22 protein-coding genes are annotated in these 21858 nt (G+C 57.9%); 8 read left to right on the forward strand and 14 right to left on the reverse strand.

What is annotated here, in order from left to right; translation table 11 throughout:
- Positions 1-26 precede the first annotated feature (26 nt).
- Positions 27-2027, forward strand: a complete 2001-nt coding sequence (locus tag JM93_RS00595) for a putative bifunctional diguanylate cyclase/phosphodiesterase (RefSeq protein ID WP_145340120.1) — start codon at positions 27-29, stop codon at positions 2025-2027.
- Positions 2028-2066: 39 nt separating this feature from the next.
- On the opposite strand, the gene recO is transcribed toward JM93_RS00595, so the two are convergent.
- The 9 genes from recO to rpoZ all read right to left on the reverse strand — a co-directional run bounded on the left by recO (position 2067) and on the right by rpoZ (position 9970).
- Complete coding sequence (recO, locus tag JM93_RS00600; RefSeq protein WP_145340121.1) at positions 2067-2828, reverse strand: DNA repair protein RecO; 762 nt, start codon at positions 2826-2828, stop codon at positions 2067-2069.
- 21 nt (positions 2829-2849) lie between these two features.
- Complete coding sequence (era, locus tag JM93_RS00605) at positions 2850-3776, reverse strand: GTPase Era (protein ID WP_208994933.1); 927 nt, start codon at positions 3774-3776, stop codon at positions 2850-2852.
- Between the two features lie 74 nt (positions 3777-3850).
- The gene (gene rnc / locus JM93_RS00610) at positions 3851-4558 is read right to left on the reverse strand and encodes a ribonuclease III (protein ID WP_145340122.1); all 708 of its coding nucleotides are present in this window, start codon (positions 4556-4558) and stop codon (positions 3851-3853) included.
- A gap of 18 nt (positions 4559-4576) precedes the next feature.
- Positions 4577-5329 carry a signal peptidase I gene (lepB, locus tag JM93_RS00615; protein WP_145340123.1) on the reverse strand — a complete coding sequence of 251 codons (753 nt, stop codon included), beginning with the start codon at positions 5327-5329 and terminating at the stop codon, positions 4577-4579.
- 148 nt (positions 5330-5477) lie between these two features.
- Complete coding sequence (acpS, locus tag JM93_RS00620; protein WP_145340124.1) at positions 5478-5903, reverse strand: holo-ACP synthase; 426 nt, start codon at positions 5901-5903, stop codon at positions 5478-5480.
- Between the two features lie 60 nt (positions 5904-5963).
- A complete protein-coding gene (locus JM93_RS00625) occupies positions 5964-6563 on the reverse strand; it encodes a DUF2062 domain-containing protein (protein ID WP_145340125.1) in 600 nt (199 codons plus the stop codon).
- Positions 6564-6599: 36 nt separating this feature from the next.
- The gene (pyrE, locus tag JM93_RS00630) at positions 6600-7181 is read right to left on the reverse strand and encodes an orotate phosphoribosyltransferase (protein ID WP_145340126.1); all 582 of its coding nucleotides are present in this window, start codon (positions 7179-7181) and stop codon (positions 6600-6602) included.
- 24 nt (positions 7182-7205) lie between these two features.
- Positions 7206-9455: a RelA/SpoT family protein gene (locus tag JM93_RS00635; protein WP_145340127.1), complete on the reverse strand. Its 2250-nt coding sequence runs from the start codon at positions 9453-9455 to the stop codon at positions 7206-7208.
- Between the two features lie 110 nt (positions 9456-9565).
- A complete protein-coding gene (gene rpoZ / locus JM93_RS00640) occupies positions 9566-9970 on the reverse strand; it encodes a DNA-directed RNA polymerase subunit omega (RefSeq protein WP_145340128.1) in 405 nt (134 codons plus the stop codon).
- Positions 9971-10339: 369 nt separating this feature from the next.
- On the opposite strand from rpoZ, the gene JM93_RS00645 reads away from it, so the two are divergent.
- Together JM93_RS00645 and JM93_RS00650 are read left to right on the forward strand one after the other, a co-directional pair.
- A complete protein-coding gene (locus tag JM93_RS00645) occupies positions 10340-10927 on the forward strand; it encodes a LabA-like NYN domain-containing protein (protein WP_145340129.1) in 588 nt (195 codons plus the stop codon).
- Between the two features lie 14 nt (positions 10928-10941).
- Positions 10942-11613, forward strand: a complete 672-nt coding sequence (locus tag JM93_RS00650) for a uracil-DNA glycosylase (protein WP_145340130.1) — start codon at positions 10942-10944, stop codon at positions 11611-11613.
- Positions 11614-11616: 3 nt separating this feature from the next.
- On the opposite strand, the gene JM93_RS00655 is transcribed toward JM93_RS00650, so the two are convergent.
- From JM93_RS00655 to hemB, 5 genes are all read right to left on the reverse strand, one after another.
- Positions 11617-12363, reverse strand: coding sequence for an arginyltransferase (locus JM93_RS00655; protein WP_145340131.1), 747 nt, complete (start codon positions 12361-12363; stop codon positions 11617-11619).
- Positions 12364-12393: 30 nt separating this feature from the next.
- Positions 12394-14229 (reverse strand): SLC13 family permease, encoded by a 1836-nt coding sequence (locus tag JM93_RS00660; RefSeq protein WP_145340132.1) that lies wholly within the window; start codon positions 14227-14229, stop codon positions 12394-12396.
- 145 nt (positions 14230-14374) lie between these two features.
- Positions 14375-14863, reverse strand: coding sequence for an RDD family protein (locus tag JM93_RS00665; RefSeq protein ID WP_145340133.1), 489 nt, complete (start codon positions 14861-14863; stop codon positions 14375-14377).
- Positions 14864-14930: 67 nt separating this feature from the next.
- Positions 14931-16193, reverse strand: a complete 1263-nt coding sequence (locus tag JM93_RS00670) for a threonine ammonia-lyase (protein ID WP_145340134.1) — start codon at positions 16191-16193, stop codon at positions 14931-14933.
- A 3-nt stretch (positions 16194-16196) separates the two neighbouring features.
- Positions 16197-17192 (reverse strand): porphobilinogen synthase, encoded by a 996-nt coding sequence (gene hemB, locus JM93_RS00675; RefSeq protein ID WP_244300750.1) that lies wholly within the window; start codon positions 17190-17192, stop codon positions 16197-16199.
- Between the two features lie 234 nt (positions 17193-17426).
- Between hemB and JM93_RS00680 the strand changes: the two genes are divergently transcribed.
- The 5 genes from JM93_RS00680 to ldtR all read left to right on the forward strand — a co-directional run bounded on the left by JM93_RS00680 (position 17427) and on the right by ldtR (position 21688).
- The gene (locus JM93_RS00680; RefSeq protein WP_145340136.1) at positions 17427-18566 is read left to right on the forward strand and encodes an isobutyryl-CoA dehydrogenase; all 1140 of its coding nucleotides are present in this window, start codon (positions 17427-17429) and stop codon (positions 18564-18566) included.
- 33 nt (positions 18567-18599) lie between these two features.
- On the forward strand, positions 18600-19634 hold the full coding sequence (locus JM93_RS00685) for an enoyl-CoA hydratase/isomerase family protein (RefSeq protein WP_145340137.1): 1035 nt from the start codon (positions 18600-18602) through the stop codon (positions 19632-19634).
- Between the two features lie 15 nt (positions 19635-19649).
- Positions 19650-20063 carry a DUF6163 family protein gene (locus JM93_RS00690; RefSeq protein WP_145340138.1) on the forward strand — a complete coding sequence of 138 codons (414 nt, stop codon included), beginning with the start codon at positions 19650-19652 and terminating at the stop codon, positions 20061-20063.
- A 63-nt stretch (positions 20064-20126) separates the two neighbouring features.
- A complete protein-coding gene (gene mmsB / locus JM93_RS00695; protein WP_145340139.1) occupies positions 20127-21017 on the forward strand; it encodes a 3-hydroxyisobutyrate dehydrogenase in 891 nt (296 codons plus the stop codon).
- Positions 21018-21175: 158 nt separating this feature from the next.
- Positions 21176-21688: a transcriptional regulator LdtR gene (gene ldtR, locus JM93_RS00700; protein ID WP_145340140.1), complete on the forward strand. Its 513-nt coding sequence runs from the start codon at positions 21176-21178 to the stop codon at positions 21686-21688.
- Positions 21689-21858: the final 170 nt, after the last annotated feature.

A 21858-nucleotide genomic window follows, 5' to 3' on the forward strand; every position in this document is an offset into this window, starting at 1 on the left:
GCTGCAGAAATTGGGGCGCAATTGACGTGCACGGACTTTATCGGACCCTTTCCGGGTTTTTCATGGTTCCTTCCGGTAATCCAGAACTGACGCTCGCGCAGTTTCGGGCATTGCACCGGCAGATTCCGCTTGTTTATTTTGTATGCCTGTTTGGCGGCTGGACGGTTGTTGCCAACATGTGGGGGCAGGCCCCACTGGCACTTGTGCTCTACTACCCCGTAGCTGTGACGGCCTTTGCGATTTACCGCTTGTCGATCTGGTCCACCGGGTTCGCCAGCGCTGAAGATCCGACCCACGCGCTGAGGCGTTTGCGCAGTGCGAACCGGATGGCTGTGCTGAACCCGGTGCTTTACGGTGCCTGGGCCATGGCCTTGTTCCCCTACGGTGATCCGTTTGCTCAAGGGCAGATCGTTTTTACGGTTGGCATTTGTAACGTCGCCTGCACGTTTTGCATGCTGCACTTGCGATCGGCGACGATCATGAACGCGTTGGTGGTCAATCCAGTTTATTTTTCGTATTTCGCCTGGGCTGGCGATGGTGTTTTCATTTACTTTGCCCTGTGCGGAATTGTGGTGTCCCTGGTCGCTGTCGCGATCTCAAACTTTCACTACAAGGATTTTGTGCGTCTGGTTTTGGCAGGCCAGAAACTGCATGATCAGCAGGCAGAGCTTGAAAAAAAGAATACCGAGCTGCAGCGGCTGAATTCCGAGAATGACTGGCTGGCCAAGCATGACCCCCTGACCGGGCTGCCGAACCGGCGGCTTTATTTCGCCGAGCTCTCCGATCGGTATGAAAAAGCCCGCCGTGAGGCAAGGCCGATCGCCGTTTGCGTGTTTGATCTCGGTGGTTTCAAGCCGATCAATGACATTTACGGCCATGAGGTTGGTGACAGCCTTTTGGTTGAAATCGCCAACCGGCTGAGACACTCGGTACCGGGCGTTGGCATCGCAGCGCGGCTGGGCGGCGATGAGTTTGCGGTGGTGATCGACACAGCCTCGTCGCCCGCAGACGCCGAACAAAGAGGCCGGCGGGTACTGAACGTATTTGAAACCGGTTTCAAGCTTCCGGAAGGAACGGTGCGGATTTCCGGCTATGTAGGAGTTGCCGTGTGGCCACAGACCAGCACCACGTCAACGGAACTGCATGAGCAGGCGCTTTACGCGCTCCAGACCGCCAAGCGCGATCCGTCATGCCCGTTTGCCGTATTCGGCAACGCACAGGCGGATGAAATGCGCCAGACTGTGCTCCTCGAACGCGCGCTCTTGGCGCCTGATCTCACCGATGAAATCTACTGCGCGTTCCAGCCCCAAATGAACATCCGCACCAACACGGTGACCGGTCTGGAGTGTTTGGCACGCTGGAACAGTCCGGATCTCGGGCAGGTGCCGCCAGGACTTTTCATTCCGGTTGCAGAGCGTGCCGGCTTGATCAACCGGTTGACCCTGCTTCTGTTGGAAAAGGCGCTCAAAGAGGTTCACAGATGGCCGTCGGACCTGCATTTGTCGTTCAACTTGTCGCCGTCGAACCTATCCTCCAAGGGCTTCATCTATCAGATGCTCGAACTTGTTAAGAAGCATGGGTTTCCCGCCTCACGGCTGGAAGTGGAAATCACCGAAACCGCAGTGATGTGGGACTTCGAGCAGGCGAAAGCGGCAATTGAAGTGTTGAAGGAAGTCGGGATTGGCATTGCGCTAGACGACTTCGGCACCGGCTATTCAAGCCTGAAACACATCCATTTGCTGCCACTGGACAAAATCAAGGTCGACCGCAGTTTTGTGCGCAATATCCGTCCCAACTCAACCAGCTATGGCATTGTCAAATCGCTGCTGAACCTCAGCCGCGACATGGGCATAAGCTGTGTGGTCGAAGGCGTTGAAACCGCAGAGGAATTGCTCGTGCTCCAAAACCTCGGAGCAGAGTACATACAAGGCTATTTCTTTTCCAAGCCAATCAAGGCCGAAGAGGTCGGGAGCTATGTTGCGGACTATCGCCCGGTGTTGAAGGGGGACGTGGTCAAGGCCTCCTAAGGTCTGGACAGCGGTTTCCAAACAACGCACCTGTGGTGTTCAAAGAAACTCCCACGGCCTGTGCTTGCGGAAATGCGCCTCCAGGCTGGATTGCAATTGCGTCCGCAACCCACCGGCAGACCGGCTGTCATTTGCTGACAGGTTGCGTTCCAGAAAGAAACCAGTCAGCGTGAGCCCATCGCGAATGTCGTGAAACGGGATCTCACTGCCTGGCTGGCGTTGGCCGTCGGCGAGAAAGGGCGGTAGGGGCAAGAGCTTGTCGTGATACGGGCGCCCGGCTTCCCGGCTAACGGCGCGTGCCGATTTTGGCGACACATAGGCCAGATCATCCATGCGGCCCGTGGCGGCGCAAGCTGAAAGGTCCAGGCCGAAACCGAGTTCTTCCAACAGCGCCAGTTCAAAACGGACGATCAGTGGCCCTGCGATCTCGGCATCGCCGAGGTGGTCGAGCACCACCTGTAGCGCTTCGTAGAGACGCTGATGGGCATCGCGTTCTGGAAGACTGCGCAGCAGTTCGGCGAGATGCTGCACACCGTGGAGAGCCAGCGAGGAGGCCATCAATTCCGCGGCCCGGGAACGGACCGGATCAATCGTAAAAGCGCCCAAATGCTGTGACAGGCGCGCTTTCCAGGTCAACTGCAGCTCATTGCCCGGTTGCAGGGCAGGGCGGTGGCGCTTTGAGCGGCCTCCGCGCACGAGCCCGAGATGCCGGCCCCGGTCGGGGGTCATGACTTCCAGGATGACATCTGTTTCGCTGTGCTTGCGGGTGCCAAGAACGATCCCGCGGCTTGTCCACTCCACCGTGCCTGGGACCCTCTCCGGTTAGCTTGGGAACTCAAGGCCCATTTCGCGGTAGCGTTCCGGGTCGTCGGCCCAGTTTTCCCTGACTTTGACGAACAGGAAGAGGTGCACCGGGGCTTCGATGATGTCCGAAAGCTCTTCGCGGGCGGCCTGCGAGATCGCTTTGATTGTCTGGCCGCGCTTGCCCAGGACGATGCTTTTCTGGCTGTCCCGCTCCACATAGATGGTCTGCTCGATCCGCGCAGAGCCGTCCTTGCGGCTTTCCCAGCGTTCGGTCTCGACCGTCGAGATATACGGGAGTTCCTGGTGCAGGCGTTCGAACAGTTTTTCACGCGTGATTTCCGCGGCCAGCACCCGAAGCGGCAAGTCGGACGGCTGATCTTCGGGAAACAACCACGGACCTTCCGGCACGGATCTGGCGAAATAGTCGAGTGTGTTCTCGGCCCCGTCGCCGTTGAGCGCCGATAGCATGAATGTTTCGTCGAACGCCAAAAGCGCATTGGCCTTTTGCGCCAAGTCGAGAAGCTTCTCACGTTTGACCAGGTCAATTTTGTTGAGAATCAAAACGCGGGGCGTCGTGAGCTTTGACAGCCGTTCGGCGATCGCCTCGACTTCTTCGTCAATGCCTTTGCGGGCGTCGATCAAAAGGGCGATCAGATCCGCATCGCGTGCGCCGCCCCAGGCCGTGTCGACCATGGCCCGGTCAAGACGTCGTTTCGGCTTGAAAATACCCGGTGTATCGACGAATACGATCTGCGACTTGCCGTGCATGGAAATGCCGCGGATGATCGCACGGGTGGTCTGAACCTTGTGGGTCACGATCGACACCTTCGTGCCGACCAGCTGATTGATCAAGGTGGACTTGCCGGCATTCGGAGCCCCTATAAGGGCCACAAAACCGGCGCGGCCATCCGCAGGGGGCGCGTCCAATGGATCGGGCAGGGGGATGTCGAACCGGGCCGGCCGCAGTTCTTCGGCGTTGTCGTCGAAATTGTCGTCTTGTGAGGACAAATCAGGTCTTTCTATTCTTTCCAAACGCCTTCCCGGCGCAAAACTGCTTCGGCCGCGTCCTGCTCCGCCATGCGTTTCGAGCCGCCGCGTCCTTGCCCTTGTTTCATCCCCTTTACGGTGACGCCAACGACGAAACGCGGAGCATGATCCGGGCCATCCCGCGACAACACATCGTAATGCGGGGTCGGCAAACCACGGGATTGCGCCCACTCTTGAAGCGTTGTCTTGGCATCGCGCAGAGGACCGCTGAACGATAGCATACGCGGGCTCCAAAGGCGCTCTACAAATGCCTTTGCCGCTTCAAAGCCGCCATCCAGATAAATGGCTGCAATCACCGCTTCGCACATGTCAGCCAAAAGCGCGACTTTTTTCCGGCCCCCGGTCTGGGCTTCTGCCTGGCCAATTTGCATGGCGTCACCGATCTGGATTTCCTCGGCAATTTCAGCGCAGGTTTCGCGGCGGACCATCTGATTGAAGCGGCGGGCAAGCTCGCCCTCATCGGCCTTGGGAAACTGGGCGTGCAGCATGCTTGCGACCACCAGACCAAGCACCCGGTCGCCCAAAAACTCGAGCCGTTGATAGCTGCCCTGTACGGATTCAGAAGGCGCAAGAGCACTCGCGTGGGTGAGTGCGCGATGCAGCAGATTGGGATCCTTGAACTCATGCCCGACGTTGGCGAGCAGAGTCCGGAAGGCCTTTCCGTTTCTTTCACGGGTCATGCCGTGATCCTTAAAGGTCTAAAGGGTCTTGCCGAGCCGGTCCCAGCGGACGCTCCAGGGCCACTTCCAAATCTGCCAGGCCGGATCGCCATCCTTGACCGAGAAGAACAGGATTTCGGCCCGGCCGATGAAGTTGTCGAACGGAACATAGCCAACCGAGGAAAGGACGCGGCTGTCAATGGAATTGTCCCTGTTGTCGCCCATCATGAAATAGTGGCCTTCCGGCACTTCATAAACGCGGGTGTTATCCCAGGTGCTGTTCGGATTGATGTCGAGCGTGTCGTAGCTCACGCCGTTGGGCAGGGTTTCACGGTACCGCGGGACCCGGTGCACTCCACCAAATGGCGTCGGCTCGATATAATCGTCGATTTGTTCGCGTTTGACCGGCTCGTCATTGATGTAGACGACGCCTTCGCGCACCTGGATCTTGTCGCCGGGCAGGCCGATGACCCGTTTGATGTAGTCGGTGGAATTGTCCCGTGGCAGCTTGAAAACCGCAATGTCCCCGCGTTCGGGCTCCGCCGACCAAATACGGCCGGAAAACGGTGCGAGACCGAACGGGAACGAGTAGCGCGAATATCCGTAGCTGTATTTCGACACGAACAAATAGTCGCCAATCAGCAGCGTGTCCTTCATCGAGCCTGACGGAATGTTGAACGGCTGGAACAGGAAGGTGCGGACAACCAACGCAAGCAGCAGGGCTTGGACGATGATCTTCACGGTTTCAAGGACGCCGCCGTCCTTGGACTTCTTGCTGTCACTCACGCTCATATTGTCCTTCAACATGTTTTCGGCAGACGGTTCGGAACCGGGCTGTGCCTTCCCCTGATTCCCGCCGCGCTGCAGCCCCCGCTGCGCCCCCTCTTTATCCCCTCGTTTCCGCACTGGCAACGTGCGCCAGCGCATTCAACACAGTTGCTCAATCAACTTGCGGTGGCTCGGGCCAATCGGAAGGCCACGCGGTGATAACGACGAATGCCTGTGCCAGGGGATAGTCGTCGGTAATTGTGAGATCGAGGCGAGCCGTAAAGCCATTTGGCGTCATGGAGATGAGGCGGTCTGCGGCACCGCCCGTCAGAGCGACAGTCGGTTTTCCGCTTGGCAGATTGACTACGCCCATTTCACGCCAAGCCACGCCCATACGCAGCCCGGTTCCAAGCGCTTTTGAACAGGCTTCCTTGGCCGCAAACCGTTTCGCATAGGATGCTGCCCGCTCGGCCCGGCGATCCGATTTTTGCCGCTCGATTTCCGTGAAAACCCGGTTGGTAAAACGGTCACCGAAGCGGGCGAGCGTTTTTTCGATGCGCCGGATGTCGCACAGGTCGCTGCCGATTCCAAGGATCATTGGGGGGGTCCGTCTTGTAGGGCTGCCGTCAAGTCCGGTGTAGCTTGTGAGGCGATGGTGTCAATCGCCGTCTTGGTCTTTGGTTTTTGCAGTTCTGAACAGCAACGGCCCGCGTTTGGCGGCAATGGTCTGCTTCCGGCGCCTCTGATACACCTCCACCGATTTGTAGACCGCCACATAGGAAACCGTTCCAACGATCAAACCGAGCGGGATCGCGCCAACCACCATCGGCTTGAGCATCGGCAGCAATGTATCGAGCGAGTTTTGCAGAAGTCGCTCCTGGAACTGCGCGTGAACCTCTTGGGCGTTCGCATCTGAGGTCTTTCCGCTCAGGATCATCTGCCCGATCTTGAATGTCGATGCCCAAATAAACGGAAATGTCAGCGGGTTTCCGACGGATGTTCCTAGTGCCGCCGCAATCATGTTGCCGCGCAGAAGATAGGCAAGCGCGAACGAAATCAGAAAGTGAAAACCGATCAGGGGGGTAAACGAGGCAAAGGCACCGGAGGCAAAGCCCAATGCAATGGCATGGGGTGTCGCGGACAGGCGCAGCACACGTTTGCTAAAATACCGCGTTGAACGGACCCAGCTGTGCCGCGGCCAAACCGCAACGCGGATCCGTTCAAGTCGTGTTGGTTTGTCTCGGCGGCGAAACAGCATGGCGTGCTGATGGTCCTTGAAAGAGGCCGGTTAAAGCTAGGAAAGCCCGCGGCTGCCGGGTTTTGCAGCTGGAATTGCAGCCAATTCCGGTGGAAGACTGTCGGCCGGGTAGGATGGTACCTTGTAGTCGGTCAGAGCGATCAGCGGCACACCGGTGTCGGCCTCTCCAGCGGACCGGTCGATCAGGCAGGAAACGGCCAGAACCTCGGCGCCAAGGGACTTCAGCGCGTCAACGGTCTCGCGGCTCGACAGGCCTGTGGTGACGATGTCTTCGACCACAACAACCCGGGCCCCTTTCGGCAAATCAAATCTGCGCAGCCGGAACTCTCCGTCTTCGCGCTCGACCCACATGGCCGGAACGTTCAGGTGGCGCGCGGTCTCGTAGCCCGGAATCAGCCCGCCAAGGGCCGGAGAGATGACGTAGTCGATTTCGCCAAGACCGGCTGCCCGGATCTTGTCGGCCAGTGCCTTGCACAGTGTTTCTGTCTTGTCGGGATGCATGAAGACGCGCGCCTTTTGCAGGAACACAGGGCTCCTGAGGCCAGATGACAGAATGAAGTGCCCTTCAAGTATTGCGCCTGCCTCCCGAAACAGGTCCAGCACTTCGTCGCGTGTCATATGCAAGTATCCTTGTAAACGGTGTCAGCCATTGACGCGTGTGACGCTCGACACGTTCGGCTTCGACCGGAGTTGATTGATGATCCGGTTGAGGTGTTTCAAATCCCATACTTCAAGGTCAATGACCATCTCATGGAAGTCTGGCGCTTTCCTTACCATTTTCACGTTGTCGATATTGCCGCTGTTTTCGCCGATGATCTGAGCAATTGTAGCAAGGGATCCAGGCTCGTTTACGGCAGAAATCGACAGCCGCGCGGGAAAACGCTCGGGATTGTTGACATCAATATCCCATCTGACGTCAACCCATCTTTCGGTTTGATCATCGAATTCCTTCAGGGCCGGTGATTGGATCGGATAAATCGTCAAGCCTTCCGACGGCGTCAGAATGCCGACGATCCGGTCCCCCGGAACGGCACCCCCGTCAGGGGCAAAGGATACGGGTATGTCGCCTGTCAGCCCGCGAATAGGAAGCGCCGGTCCGAAACCGGTCTCGCCCGGCTCATTTGGATCGGCAGATGTCGCAGCGGCCTGTGCGGCATTGGGAATTCGGAACTTGAGGCCTGCGCCTTTTTCCAGTCCAAACCAGCCTTCTTCATTGGTCGTTTGTGCAGGAGCAGCGCGCTCATCCTGGTAGTCGGGATGCGCGGATTTCAGAACCGACTGCGCACTGATATTGCCGCGCCCGACCGATGCCAAGAGTTCTGCCACCGACGCCTGCGCATGATCATTGAGCGCCGCCTCGAGCAGGTCTTCGGAATAGGTCTTGTCCGCGCGCGCGAAGGCACGCTTCAAAATATGCTCGCCAAGCGCACCGTACTGCTTGCGGACGGATTCACGCGTTGCGCGGCGGATGGCTGCGCGGGCCTTCCCGGTGACGGCGATTGCCTCCCACGCGGGAGGAGGGGTCTGAGCCGGCGAACGGATGATTTCCACCTCATCGCCGTTTCTCAGTTCCGTGACCAGCGGCATGATCTTGCCGTTGATCTTGCTGCCGACGCATGTGTTGCCGATGTCGGTGTGAACCGCGTAGGCAAAATCAATCGGTGTGGCACCGCGCGGCAGGGCGATCAGCCGTCCTTTGGGGCTGAAGCAGAACACCTGATCGTGGAAAAGTTCCAGTTTGGTGTTCTCCAGGAATTCTTCGGGCGTGTCGCCCTCCGATAACAGATCGATGGTCCGCCGCAGCCAGTCATAGGCGCGGCAATCTTCCGTGTGCTGGGAAATGTCCCGGCCACCGGTTTCGCCGTCCTTGTAGAGCGCATGGGCCGCGATGCCGTATTCCGCTACCCGGTCCATCGAGATTGTGCGGATCTGCAGCTCCACGCGCTGCCGGGACGGGCCCACAATCGTGGTGTGGATCGACCGGTAATCATTCTGTTTGGGGGTGGAGATGTAGTCCTTGAACCGGCCCGGCACGGTTGGCCATGTCGTGTGGATGACGCCCAGCACGCGGTAACAGGCCTCAACGGTGCCGACCGTGACACGGAAGCCGTAGATATCAGACAGCTGCTCGAACCCGAGTGATTTTTGCTGCATCTTCCGGAATATCGAGTAGGGGCGCTTTTCCCGCCCACGCACCACCGCTGCCATACCGCGTTCAGCGAGCCGTTCGGTCAATGTGTTTTCGATATCGGTGATCAGGCCTGCATTGCGTTCGCGCAGCCCGTGCAGCCGCTCCGCGATGGTTTCATAGGCGTCTGGGTTGAGTGTCTTGAACGAGATATCCTCAAGCTCTTCGCGCAAATCATGCATGCCCATGCGCCCGGCGAGCGGGGCATAGATTTCCATGGTTTCTTCCGCTATCCGGCCGCGCTTGTGCTCAGGCATATGCTCCAGCGTACGCATATTGTGCAGCCGGTCGGCGAGCTTGACGAGGAGGACCCGCACATCATCGGCGATGGCCAGCAAAAGCTTGCGGAAGTTTTCCGCTTGTTTGGCTTTGCGCGAGACCAGATCCAGCCGGCTGATTTTGGTCAATCCGTCTACAAGCTTGCCGATTTCCTCACCGAAAAGCTTGTCGATTTCGGCGCGCGTGGCGTCCGTGTCTTCAATCGTGTCGTGAAGAAGGGCAACGGCGATGGTGGCGTCATCCAGCCGCAGATCGGTCAGAATGGCGGCCACTTCCAGCGGATGCGAAAAATACGGGTCGCCCGAAGCGCGGCGCTGATGGCCGTGCTTTTGCATCGCGTAGACGTAGGCCTTGTTCAGCAAGGCTTCGTCAGCGTTAGGATTGTAGCGGTTGACCCGTTCGACGAGTTCGTATTGGCGCATCATGGCTGGAACCGACCATACCTCAAGCCGGAACCAAAGGGCGCAGTCGTTGGTGCGCCCGGTTCAACTTAAAACAACAAGGGGACGCCTTCGTCCCCGGCTGGAGTCTCAGCTTAGATGTCGTCAGTCCGCTCCGGCGGTACAAGGCCTTCAAGGCCGCGAAGCAGGTCTTCTTCGGACATACGGTCGAATTCGACCGCGCTGTCGTCAACCTGATTGACCTGGGTCGTTTGCTGCTGCGGCTGAGACGAAGGCACCAGCGGAACGGCATCAGCTTCAGGTTCGTCCACTTCCACATATTTCTGCAGAGAGTGAATCAGATCTTCCTTCATGTCTTCCGGGCTCACGGTCTGCTCGGCAATTTCTCGAAGGGCAACAACGGGGTTCTTGTCGTTGTCCCGCTCAACAGTGAGCGGGGAGCCACTTGAGATCATGCGAGCGCGATGAGCGGCCAGCAAAACCAGCTCAAACCGGTTTTCGACCTTGTCGATGCAGTCCTCGACGGTCACGCGCGCCATACGACGTCTCCATAAGTTAGGGAACCTTGATTGATCAGCGTATAATAGTGGGACCAGATGAAAGCAACCCCCGAGCCGCAAATGGCTTATCTACAGAAAAGCGGTTCTGCACTGTATTCCGGTGTTTCGGCAATGGCTTTATACATTGCAGAAACAGGGTGCTTTGGTGTACCCAAACGGTCCGGCAAAGGCCACAAAATAAGGCCAACCCGGGTTGGGTATGATAAAAGATTGACATTACGGGTCGCTGATTTCCCAAACGGCACTATATGATCGCATCACAAAATATTTGTGATGTGAGCGCCGACGTATGGCGTGCCGCTTAACGTCCGGGGAGGAATCGGCTCAACGTGAAAGGTTTCAAAGAAGATGTTTGATGCACGTGAAAAAGTAGCTTTGTTTATTGACGGCGCCAATCTCTATTCAACAGCAAAAGCAATCGGTTTTGATATCGATTACAAACGGCTTTTGAAGGAGTTCCAAGGGCAAGCCTATCTTTTGCGCGCCTACTACTACACAGCACTCATCGAAGACCAGGAATATTCCTCTATTCGGCCATTGATCGACTGGCTCGACTACAACGGCTACAAGGTAATCACCAAGCCCGTGAAAGAATTTATCGATTCCGCCGGACGCCGGAAGGTGAAGGGCAATATGGATATCGAGCTGGCAGTGGATGCCATGGAGCTTGTTGATCATGTTGATCACGTGGTTTTGTTTTCCGGTGATGGCGACTTCCGTTCGCTCGTCGAAGCCCTTCAGCGCAAGGGCCGCAAGGTGAGTGTCGTGTCGACCCTGAAAACGCAACCGCCAATGATCGCCGACGACCTGCGCCGTCAGGCAGACCATTTCATTGATTTGGCGACACTGGCCAACAAGATCGGCCGGGATCCCGCGGAACGTCCCATGCGTCCGGCTGTGTCCGACGACATGGACGATGAGGATGATGACTACTGATCAGGTCTGTGGTCATGACGTCTGTTGCCGGAACTGTGCCGGCCGACCCGCCGCTCAATTGCAACCTGTGCCCCAGATTGGTGTCCTTGCGGAACGATTTGAACACCGCGTATCCGGATTGGTTTAATGCGCCGGTTCCCAGCTTTGCATCCGCCGATCCGCCGGAATTGCTGATCGTCGGGCTTGCGCCCGGGCTGAAAGGGGCAAACCGGACAGGGCGGCCGTTCACCGGCGATTATGCCGGAGACTTGCTGTACGAAACCATGTTGGAATTCGGTTTTGCGTCGGGGCAGTACAATGCAGACCCCGGAGACGGGCTTACATTGCATGGCGCAATGATTACCAACGCGGTTCGTTGCCTACCGCCTGAAAACAAACCTACAGGTCCCGAAATCAGGACCTGCCGGCCTTTTTTGCTGTCGACCCTGGAGCAGAACGCCAGCGTGCGAACCGTACTCGCGCTTGGGCGGATCGCCCATGACACTTTCTTGAGCACTCTGTCCCTGCGCCGGGCAAGCTATCCGTTTGCGCATGGAGCCTCTTTTGATCTTGGGGTCCGGAACCTGCAGCTGTTCGACAGCTATCACTGCTCGAGATACAACACGAATACAGGGCGCTTGACGCCCGAGATGTTCAAATCCGTGTTTGCAGACATCCGGCGTTATCTGGATTCTCAGAAGCTCTAGGGCTTATTCAGCCTCGATCCAACCGTCGCCGCTAAGGTGTTCCTGGGGCTGGAAGCGGGCCTTGTAAGCCATTTTTGGCGAGCCATCGACCCAGTATCCGAGATAGACATAGGGAAGCCGCATGCGCCGTGCGCGTTCGATGTGTTCGAGAATCATATAGGTTCCAAGGCCATCGCCTTCCGGGCCCGGTTCGTAGAACGAATAGACCATCGAAAGCCCGTCGGCGAGCTGATCGCTGAGGGCCACGCCCAAAAGGGGCCCTTCGCCGGTTCCGGTCATGAAGGTGTCCGGGCCGCGGCGGCGGTATTCAAGCACCATCGTGTCGACATGCGTGTCCTCGACCATCATGGCATAGTCAAGAATGCTCATTTCGGTCATGCCGCCGTTTTCATGGCGCGATTGAAGATAGTCACGAAACAGGTCGTATTGTTCGGCCGATGGGCTGGCCGGCAGACGCGCGCCCACAACATCCTTGAACTGTTTCCAGGTGCGCTTGAACGATTTCGTCCATTTGAAGTCCGCGACGCGTACACGGATGGATACGCAGGCCCGGCAGTTTTCGCAGGCCGGGCGATACGCGATGTTTTGGCTGCGCCGGAACCCCCCCTGGGTCAGGACATCATTCAGCGCTGCGGCATGGTGGCCGATCAGGTGGGTAAACACTTTGCGCTCCTGGCGCCCGTCCAGATAGGGGCAAGGGGCGGGTGCGGTCAGATAAAATTGCGGGTGCTCAGTTGGGTGCCGCGTCAAACCGTTTGTCCGTGGATCTCGAATGTCTGCCTAGAGACCATAATACCATGGCGCGACCAGGGAGAACGTCAACCATAAAATCAGCGCAAGCGGTACGCCGGCACGTAGGAAATCGGAAAACCTGTAGTGGCCGGGGCCCATCACAATCAGGTTGGTCTGATAGCCGATGGGCGTTGCAAAAGAACAGTTTGCTGCAATGATCAGGCACACAATGAAGGCTTCCGGTGGCAAGCCGAGCTGATTGGCCATGTTGAGGGCAATGGGTGTGAACAAGACTGCCGCTGCGTTATTTGACAAAAAGTTTGTCAGCACCATCACGATAAAGAACAGGGCGGACAGAAGAACAGCGGGAGATTGCCCGGCCAGTCCCTCAACAAGACCGCTCGCAATGAGATTGGCGCCGCCGGTTGTTTCCAGGGCGACGGCGCCGGCGAGTGATGCGCCAACAAGCATGAAGATACGGCTGTCCACAGCGCGCAGCGCCTGACGCACATTCAAACACCCCAACGCGACCATCGCAAAGGTCCCGGCGATCGCACAGGTGACGATCGGAACAAGGCCTGTTGCCGCAAAGCCGACCACCGCGGCGAAAATCGCCAGTGCTCGCGGGGCATAAACCTTGCGGGGAACCTCAGCGGTCGACCAGTCCAGAAGCAGGACATCGCGGTTTCCGCGAAGGCGCCCGATCCGATCGTCATTTCCTGCAACCAAAAGCACATCGCCTGCTTCAAGACGGATGTCATTCATGGCCATACGGGGCATCCGGCTGCGCCGCTGGATCCCCATCACCACACAGCCTGTCTCAGGGTAAAAACCAGACTGCGGCAAGGTTCTTCCCATCAGACGGGACGCTGGGGCCACAACAACCTCGGCCAGTGTCATGCTGCTTCCGGCCTGGGCCACTTGGCTTTCCGTTGTGTCCGCCTGGCCGTCAGCACCCGGGTCCATGATCGGCTGCCGGCGCGCAAGCGCATTTGCAAGCGCATTTCGGGTGGCCGCGACAATCACCGTATCTCCGGGCTGCAGCACAAGGTTTTCGAAAGGGGGCAGAATGGGCTGCTCGCCGCGTTGCACAAGCCGGACCGTCATGTCCTTGAGGGCGGGAAACATGCCGGACACGGATTCCACACCGACAAGCGGATGGCCGTAGCCGATCGCGATCTGGGCGATAAATTGTTTTCCGGAACTGCCCTGAATTTCTTCCGCCATCGTCTTGCGGGCTTTAAGCAACCTCGGCATCGGTCCCAGCACGTAAACGGCGCCTACGGCGGCGATCATAAGGCCGATCGGCGTGAAACTGAAAAAGCTTAGTCTCAAATCGGAATGTTGTGCGGCGTAATTGGCGACCAGCAAGTTGGTCGAAGAGCCAATCAAGGTCGTCATGCCGCCGAGGATCGCCATGAAGGAGAGGGGCATGAGCACGCGTGCTGCCGACCGGCCCAGTGTTGCCGCAACAGCGCTGAGGATCGGCAGAAACATCACGACGACCGGCGTGTTGTTCAAGAACGCGCTCAGCAGCGCGACAACGACCAGAACAGGCAGGATTGCCAGTGCGGAGCGGCCTCGCGTCCATTTGACAATGTATTTCGCGGTTGGTTCCAGGGCGTCCGTTTGGAACATGCCCTGGCCAATGATCAGCAGGCAGATCACCGTGATCAGGGCAGGGTTGGCGAAACCGATAAGGAAATCGTCTGTGGTGACGCGCCCGCTGCCTGTTTCGACCGGGAAAAGGGTGAAAATAACCACGAAGGCTGCCACCGACCCGAGCGCAACGAGCTCAATCGCGTATTTTTCAACTGCATACAGAACCACAGTGGACGCCAGCACCAAAAAGGTCAGCGCCATCGCGATATCAATTGACTGCATAAACCTGCCCGTTTCCAGCTCGGCTGCCTGCCGGAAGCGGCACTCTAAAACATGCTTCGGCGGAAAAGGAAGCGCCCATTCAAATTTGGCGGGGAAAGATTCACAGGGATGCCCGGTTTGAATCGAGCAAATTCAGCAGCTTATCTCACCGATCCAAAGCCGCGGAATTCACAACCACGGTGCCAAGAACGATATCGTGCAGCAATCGCTTGCGGTCCGAAAACAGCGAGACGAGCAAAATAAACGGGGTCAAAAGGCTTACCGAAAACCAGAAAATCAAGGCATGCATGACGGCCAGCAATGGGTAAGGCCGTGCTCCATACCAAAGCCGCATTTCCAGGCCCATGGCGCGCATGCCGGGCGTTGCCGCGTTCGGGCCGCCAAGGGTGAAGGCAACGTATAAAAGCGCTACTGCCTGTCCGAGAAACAGGTAGGCAAACCATGCCAGCCCCAGGGTGAAAATGCCCATAAAGCCGACGATGATCGCGGCGAGGGCGATCAGGATCGTGATGAAAATCGCATCAAAGAAGAACGCGAATATCCGCCGGGTGCGCACACCTTCGTAAAGATCGGGCCGAATCGCCGGATCAAAAACGTTCTGGCGGCCTTCGGTGCTCGAATAGTCGGCGGACATGATGATTCCTCTGCTCGGTGACACCTTCCATGTGGGAAGACACCTGAAAAATGCAAATGTTCGGGCACTATTGCTCAATGGACTCGGTGACGTCCAGATGGCGCACCGTGTAGCCTTTGGTGCGCAGGGCATCGACGATTTCGGTGCCATGCTGGGCATCAAACGCCTCGAACGTTACGTCCAAGGTCGCGCCTTTTGCCGGAACGTTCAAAAACAGCCGGTGGTGCGCAACATCAACGACATTGCCCTTCAAACCACCGATAATTCCGGCGATTTCACCGAGGACACCCGGGCGGTCCGGAGTGTCGATGCGCACGGACACCAACCGTCCGTCGCGGGCAAGTTCCCGGATCACGATGGAGGAGACGAGGCGCGGGTCAATGTTGCCCCCGCACAAAACCAGCCCGACCCGGCGGCCGCGAAAACGCTCCGGATCGGTGAGCAGGGCTGCCAGACCGGCGGCTCCCGCGCCTTCAGCGATGGTGCGCTGGTAGGTCAAGTAGAGATTGATGGCCCGTTCGATCGTGCTTTCCTTGGCCAGTATGATGTCATCCACGGTGTCTTTGACGATCTTGCGGGTCAACTGGCCGAAATCGCGCACAGCTATACCTTCCGCGATGCTCGCACCCTCGCAGCGCACGTCCTTGCCGTAAAAATGTCCCCACATGCCGGGGTACAGCACGGTTTCCACTCCCACGATGTCAATCGCCGGATTGACCGCCTTGGCGGCGGTTGCGACACCGGCGATCAGGCCACCACCGCCAATCGGCACGACGAGTGTTTCCAGGTTGGGAACATCCGACAGCATCTCCAGCCCGACCGTCCCCTGGCCGTTGACCACATGCGGGTCATCGAAGGGGTGAACCCAAACCAGTCCCTCCTGTGCGGAGATGCGGTCGGCTTCGGCCTTGGCCTCATCCACCGTGTCCCCGGCCAAAATCACGTTTGCTCCAAAGCTCCGGGTCGAGGCGATTTTCACGAAGGGCGTGAGAACCGGCATGACGATGGTTGCCGGTATGCCGAGCCGCTGTGCATGGCGGGCAACGCCTTGCGCGTGATTTCCGGCGGACATGGCAATCACGCCGCGGCTTTTTTCCGTCTCGGGGAGGGACAGCAGTTTGATCAGGGCGCCGCGTTCCTTGAACGAGCCGGTCACCTGCATGTTTTCATATTTCACGAACACATCCGCACCGGTCAGTTCCGACAGGCGCGGCGCTGGAAGGCAAGGCGTTTTGAGAACAGCGCCTTCAAGCAGTTCCGCTGCGCGCCGAACCGCGTGTTCACAGACGGTCCCGGTGCCGGATGAGACTGACGCGTTGTTGGGTGCCACCGGTTATGCTCCGCGCTGGAACAGTTCGGCAACCTTGGGCGCGAAATAAGTCAAAATTCCATCCGCGCCAGCGCGCTTGAAGGCCATCAGGCTCTCCAGCATGGCGCGGTCCTTGTCGATCCAGCCATTGGCGCCCGCCGCTTCGATCATGGCGAATTCGCCCGATACCTGATAGGCGAAGGTTGGCACCGAAAACGTGTCCTTCAGCCGTCGCACGATGTCGAGATAGGGCATGCCGGGCTTGACCATGATCATGTCGGCGCCTTCGTGAATGTCGAGTTCCGCTTCCCGGATCGCTTCGTCCGTGTTGGCTGGATCCATTTGATAGGTACGTTTGTCGCCAATGAGCGTGGCGTTGGTGCCGACTGCGTCGCGGAACGGGCCATAGAACGCCGAAGCGTATTTCGCGGAGTAGGACATGATCTGCTGATCGCGGAAGCCGTTTTCATCCAGCGTTTGGCGAATCGCGGCAATGCGCCCGTCCATCATGTCGGACGGTCCGATGATATCGGCGCCGGCATGAGCCTGCAGCACCGCCTGATTGGCGAGCTGCACGACCGTTTCGTCATTGAGGATGGCATCGCCCTCCATAACGCCGTCATGACCGTGGCTGGTGTAGGGGTCCAGCGCAACATCGGTCATCAGGCCTATGTTCAGCCCTTCCTGCTTGATCGCGCGGCAGGCGGAGCAAACAAGATTGTTTTCGTTCAAGGCTTCCGATCCGATGGGGTCGCGCAAGTCCGGGTCGGTATTTGGAAACACGGCAATTGTCGGGATGCCCAAACGGGCGGCCTTCTCCGCGTCCCGGACGGCCTCATCCACCGAGACCCGCTCGACCCCCGGCATGGACGGGACGGCCTCACGCACACCGGTGCCAGCCACAACGAAGAGTGGCCAGATCAGGTCGTCAACGGTCAATTGGTTTTCGCGCACCAGCCGCCGGGACCAGTCCGTCCTGCGGTTGCGCCGCATACGCCTGCCGCCGAGCAGATCGTCCATGTCTTTGGGAGTCAGGGAGGCGGGGCGGATGTGAGACGACATGTGAAAAAGACCTTGGCAAGTGAAGTTGGGCGGACATTAGCACGCAGAAAACCATCAACCAAGTATCTGCAATCTAACGAAAAACGTTGTGTAAATTCCGCTTGATTGACGTTCACGTCAAAAGTGACTAAGCCTTCTTTTTGACAAGGCATCCTCAAAATTGCCTGCCGGTGCCGAGTGGGAGGACGAAACGTGGATTTTGCGCTTAGAGAAGAACAGCGCGCGTTTCAGGACATGGCCGCAGGGTTTGCGCGCGATGAAATGGAGCCGTTCGCCAAGGACTGGGACGAAAACAGCACCTTTCCAGTCGATACCTTGAGAAAGGCGGCAAGCCTTGGCTTCGGCGGGATCTATGTGCGGGATGACGTTGGCGGCTCGGCTTTGACCCGCACGGACGCCGCCTTGATCTTCGAAGAGTTGTCCAAGGGATGCACCTCCACGGCAGCCTACATCTCGATCCACAACATGGCAGCCTGGATGATCGATACCTTCGGCAGCCAGGCGCTGCGATCGCAATTCCTGCCGGACCTGTGTTCCATGACCAAGTTTGCCAGTTATTGCCTGACCGAACCTGGATCCGGATCGGACGCGGCCAGCCTGCGCACAAAGGCGGAGAGCGACGGCACTCACTATGTCCTGAATGGCTCGAAGGCCTTCATTTCAGGCGGGGGAGCCGCTGACGTTTATGTCGTGATGGTGCGCACCGGCGGCGACGGGCCGTCCGGCATTTCCTGCGTATTGGTCGAAAAGGACACGCCAGGTCTGAGCTTCGGCGCTCAGGAAGTTAAGCTCGGCTGGAAAAGCCAGCCGACTGCACAAGTCAATTTTCAGGATTGCCGGATCCCGAAAGACTACCGGATCGGAGAGGAGGGTGATGGCTTCAAGATTGCCATGGCCGGTCTCGATGGTGGGCGCTTGAACATCGGCGCCTGCTCCTTGGGGGCGGCGCAATTCTGCCTGGACCGTTCCATAGCGTATCTGCAGGAGCGCAAGCAGTTCGGCAAGCCTTTGGCCGAGTTCCAGGCTCTTCAGTTCAGGCTGGCTGACATGGCGACCGAGCTCGAAGCTGCGCGCCTGCTTTTGCACAAGGCCGCGTGTCAGGTCGATCGCAAGGCGCCGGATGCAACCAAGCTGGTCGCAATGGCAAAGCGGCTGGCCACTGATGCCGGATTTCATGTGGTCAATGAAGCTTTGCAGCTGCATGGCGGCTACGGGTACTTGCGTGACTACCCGATTGAGCGTTTCCTGCGCGATGTGCGTGTCCATCAGATTCTTGAGGGCACCAACGAAATCATGCGGCTCATCATTGCCCGCCAGCTGTTGAAAGACTGACCACTTTTCCCGCCGTCACCTGGAGTATTTGCCTTGAGCGACGAGATCCTGTTCGAGATCCGCGGCCATGCCGGATTTGTCACACTGAATCGGCCCAAAGCCTTGAACGCCTTGAACCATGACATGGTCAAGGATCTGTCCGCGAAACTCGACGCATGGGCACAGGACAGCAATGTCCACCGGGTCGTGATCACCGGGGCAGGTGAAAAGGCGTTTTGTGCCGGCGGCGACATCCGCAGCATATATGACGCGCGCCGGGCCGGTGAGACAGACCATCTGACCGACTTCTTCCGGGATGAGTATCTGCTCAACGCCAAGATCAAATCCTATCCCAAGCCATACATCGCGGTCATTGACGGCATCGTCATGGGCGGCGGCGTGGGCGTTTCGGTTCATGGCACCTATCGGGTCGGAACCGAATTCACGACTTTTGCAATGCCCGAAACCGGCATCGGCTTCTTTCCCGACGTTGGTGGAACGTATTTTCTGCCGCGCATGCCACAGCGCACGGGTGTTTATTGCGCCTTGACTGCAGGTCGCTTGAAACAGCCAGACGCCTTTGCGACCGGCATCTTAACCCATACTGTGAAGCGATCCGGGTTGAGCGATCTTTTAGCCGATCTCGAAAAAGAGGACGTCACCGAAGCGCTGATTGGTGCACATCACCAGGATCCGGGCGAATCTGGCCTGATGAGCCGGGCTGATTTGATCGAAGACGCTTTCGGCGGGGCGTCCGTGGACAGCATACTTGCGTGTCTTGCAGCGGATGAAAGTGAATGGGCAAGCAAGACCGCTGATGCGATCCGCGCGAAATCGCCGACCAGCGTTCACATTGCCTTTGAACAAATGCAGCGCGGCGCAGACCTTTCATTTAAAGAGTGCATGACGCTGGAATACCGGATCGTATCCAAGATCCTGCAGGGGCATGACTTCTTTGAAGGCGTTCGTGCTGTTTTGGTCGACAAGGACCACGACCCAAAGTGGTCCCCGGCCGGATTGAACGAGGTGGACAGCGCAGAATTGTCAGCGTATTTCGAGGAGCCTGAAGGCGGTGATTTGCCGCTTTAGCAACGGGGTTGCGCCATGATCACGAGTTTTGCCGACCTGCTTCGCAGCCGTCCGCCCTGGAGCGCCGTCATGGTGCTCTATTTGCGGTGCATGGCCTTGCTGCTGCTGGGCGGCGGCATCATTCATTGGGCGCGCATCATCGGGATTGTGCCTTGGCGGGATACGTGGTTCTGGGACATGCCGCTCAGCTGGCAGACCGTAACCGTGTTTTTCGCCGTCCTGGACCTCGTGGCAGCAATCGGCCTCTGGCTGACGGTGTCCTGGGGCACCGTGATGTGGTTTTTCCGCGCCGGATGCCAGATCTTGATGCACACGGCTTTCGCCGACATGTTTGGCCGGCGCCCTTACGAGATTGCCTTCTATCTGCTGACCATCGCGATTTATCTCTTGCTTTTATATCTCACCGAACGCGAGGCGCGGGACACCTAGCGTCCTAAAAAGCGCGGGCAGACGTCGTTTGCGGTTTTGAACAATCAAAAATGGGAGGAAACCATGGCAACATCGATCGGGTTTATCGGTCTGGGCAACATGGGCGGGCCGATGGCGGCCAATTTGCTAAAAGCCGGGCACGCAGTGACCGGCTTTGATTTGTCAGAGGCCGCGCTTTCAAAACTGGAGAGCTTTGGTGGCAAACGCGCATCGGACGTTGCCGAGCTCGCCCGGGATGCGGATGTCATCGTCACCATGCTGCCAGCCGGCAAACACGTCCGGCAAATCTACATGGAGCCGGGCGGTATTCTCGAAACCGCGAAACCGGGAACGGTCCTGATCGATTCATCCACCATTGATGTCGACAGCGCCCGCGCAGTTGCCGTCGCGGCCAAGGACAAAGCCATACATATGGTCGATGCGCCGGTTTCAGGCGGCGTTGGCGGTGCTGAAGCCGGTACGCTCACCTTCATGGTTGGCGGTTCTGACACTGCATTTGAAGCGGCCAGGCCGTTTCTCGACATTATGGGCAAGACGATTGTGCATGCCGGGGGCAGCGGCAACGGTCAGGCCGCCAAGATCTGCAACAATATGCTGCTTGGCATTTCGATGATCGGTGTCAGCGAAGCCTTTGTTCTGGCGGAACGTCTGGGCCTTGATGCGCAAAAGCTGTTCGACATTTCCTCAACGGCGTCCGGTCAATGCTGGTCGCTGACAACCTATTGTCCGGTACCCGGGCCGGTTCCGACATCTCCCGCCAACCGGGATTATCAGCCGGGCTTTGCCGCAGAGATGATGCTGAAGGACTTGAAACTTGCCCAGGAGGCCGCTGGAAGTTCCGGGGCTGCGACCCCTCTCGGGGCGCAGGCGGCCGCGCTTTATGCGCTGTTTTGCAACTCCGGAGGCGAGGGCACAGACTTCTCTGCGATCGTGAAATACTTGCGCGGATCGTAGTAAACAAAATCTAAAAAGGCACGTCTGGATTGTTTTTGAAGATTAACTAATGATTCAGCGTGTCTTTTAAACGTATTTTAGAAGCATCTCTGTAAATTCGTCATCAAGGTAGGAAAAACAAATATCCACCGAATGACAGGAAACAGAGGCGCAGACAGATGATCACCGCAACCAGGGCAGTCGATGGAGTGGCATCAAGCGAAGGCGAGTTGGAGCTTAAGCCGCTCTACATGGAAGCCCTTACGCTCGTTGAACGGCTCCACAGACGACTTCTTGACGTAATCAAAGATGAATTCGACCGTATGGGCCGTTCCGATGTGAACAGCGTCCAGGCTTTGCTTTTGTTCAACATTGGCGACGCTGAGCTGACCGCTGGAGAGTTGCGCACGCGCGGCTACTATCTCGGGTCCAACGTGTCTTACAACCTCAAGAAACTGGTCGAGACAGGTTACATTCACCACCAGCGCTCGCGCATGGATCGCCGGTCGGTTCGTGTGAGCCTGACCGACAAGGGCCAGGAAGTCGCCAAGATCGTCAATAATCTTTATGAGCGCCACATCCTGTCGGTCGAACAGGTCGGTGAGATCGGTCCTCAGGATTTTGTTGTTCTGAACAAGTCACTGCGCCGTCTTGAGCGCTTCTGGACCGACCAGATCCTATATCGCCTCTAAGCAAGGCACAGTTCCAGATGACAAAAACGCCGCTCCGGGGCAGACGGGGCGGCGTTTTGCATTTGTCTGTCTCCTGTTGGAAGATCCCTTTAAGGAAACCGTTTGGCAGGCCGCGACATTATCTCGACACATTGCGGTGTCTTAAGCGGGGCTTACCCTAGCGAAAAGTT

The sequence above is a fragment of the Roseibium hamelinense genome, assembly GCF_007830545.1.
Taxonomy (GTDB): domain Bacteria; phylum Pseudomonadota; class Alphaproteobacteria; order Rhizobiales; family Stappiaceae; genus Roseibium; species Roseibium hamelinense.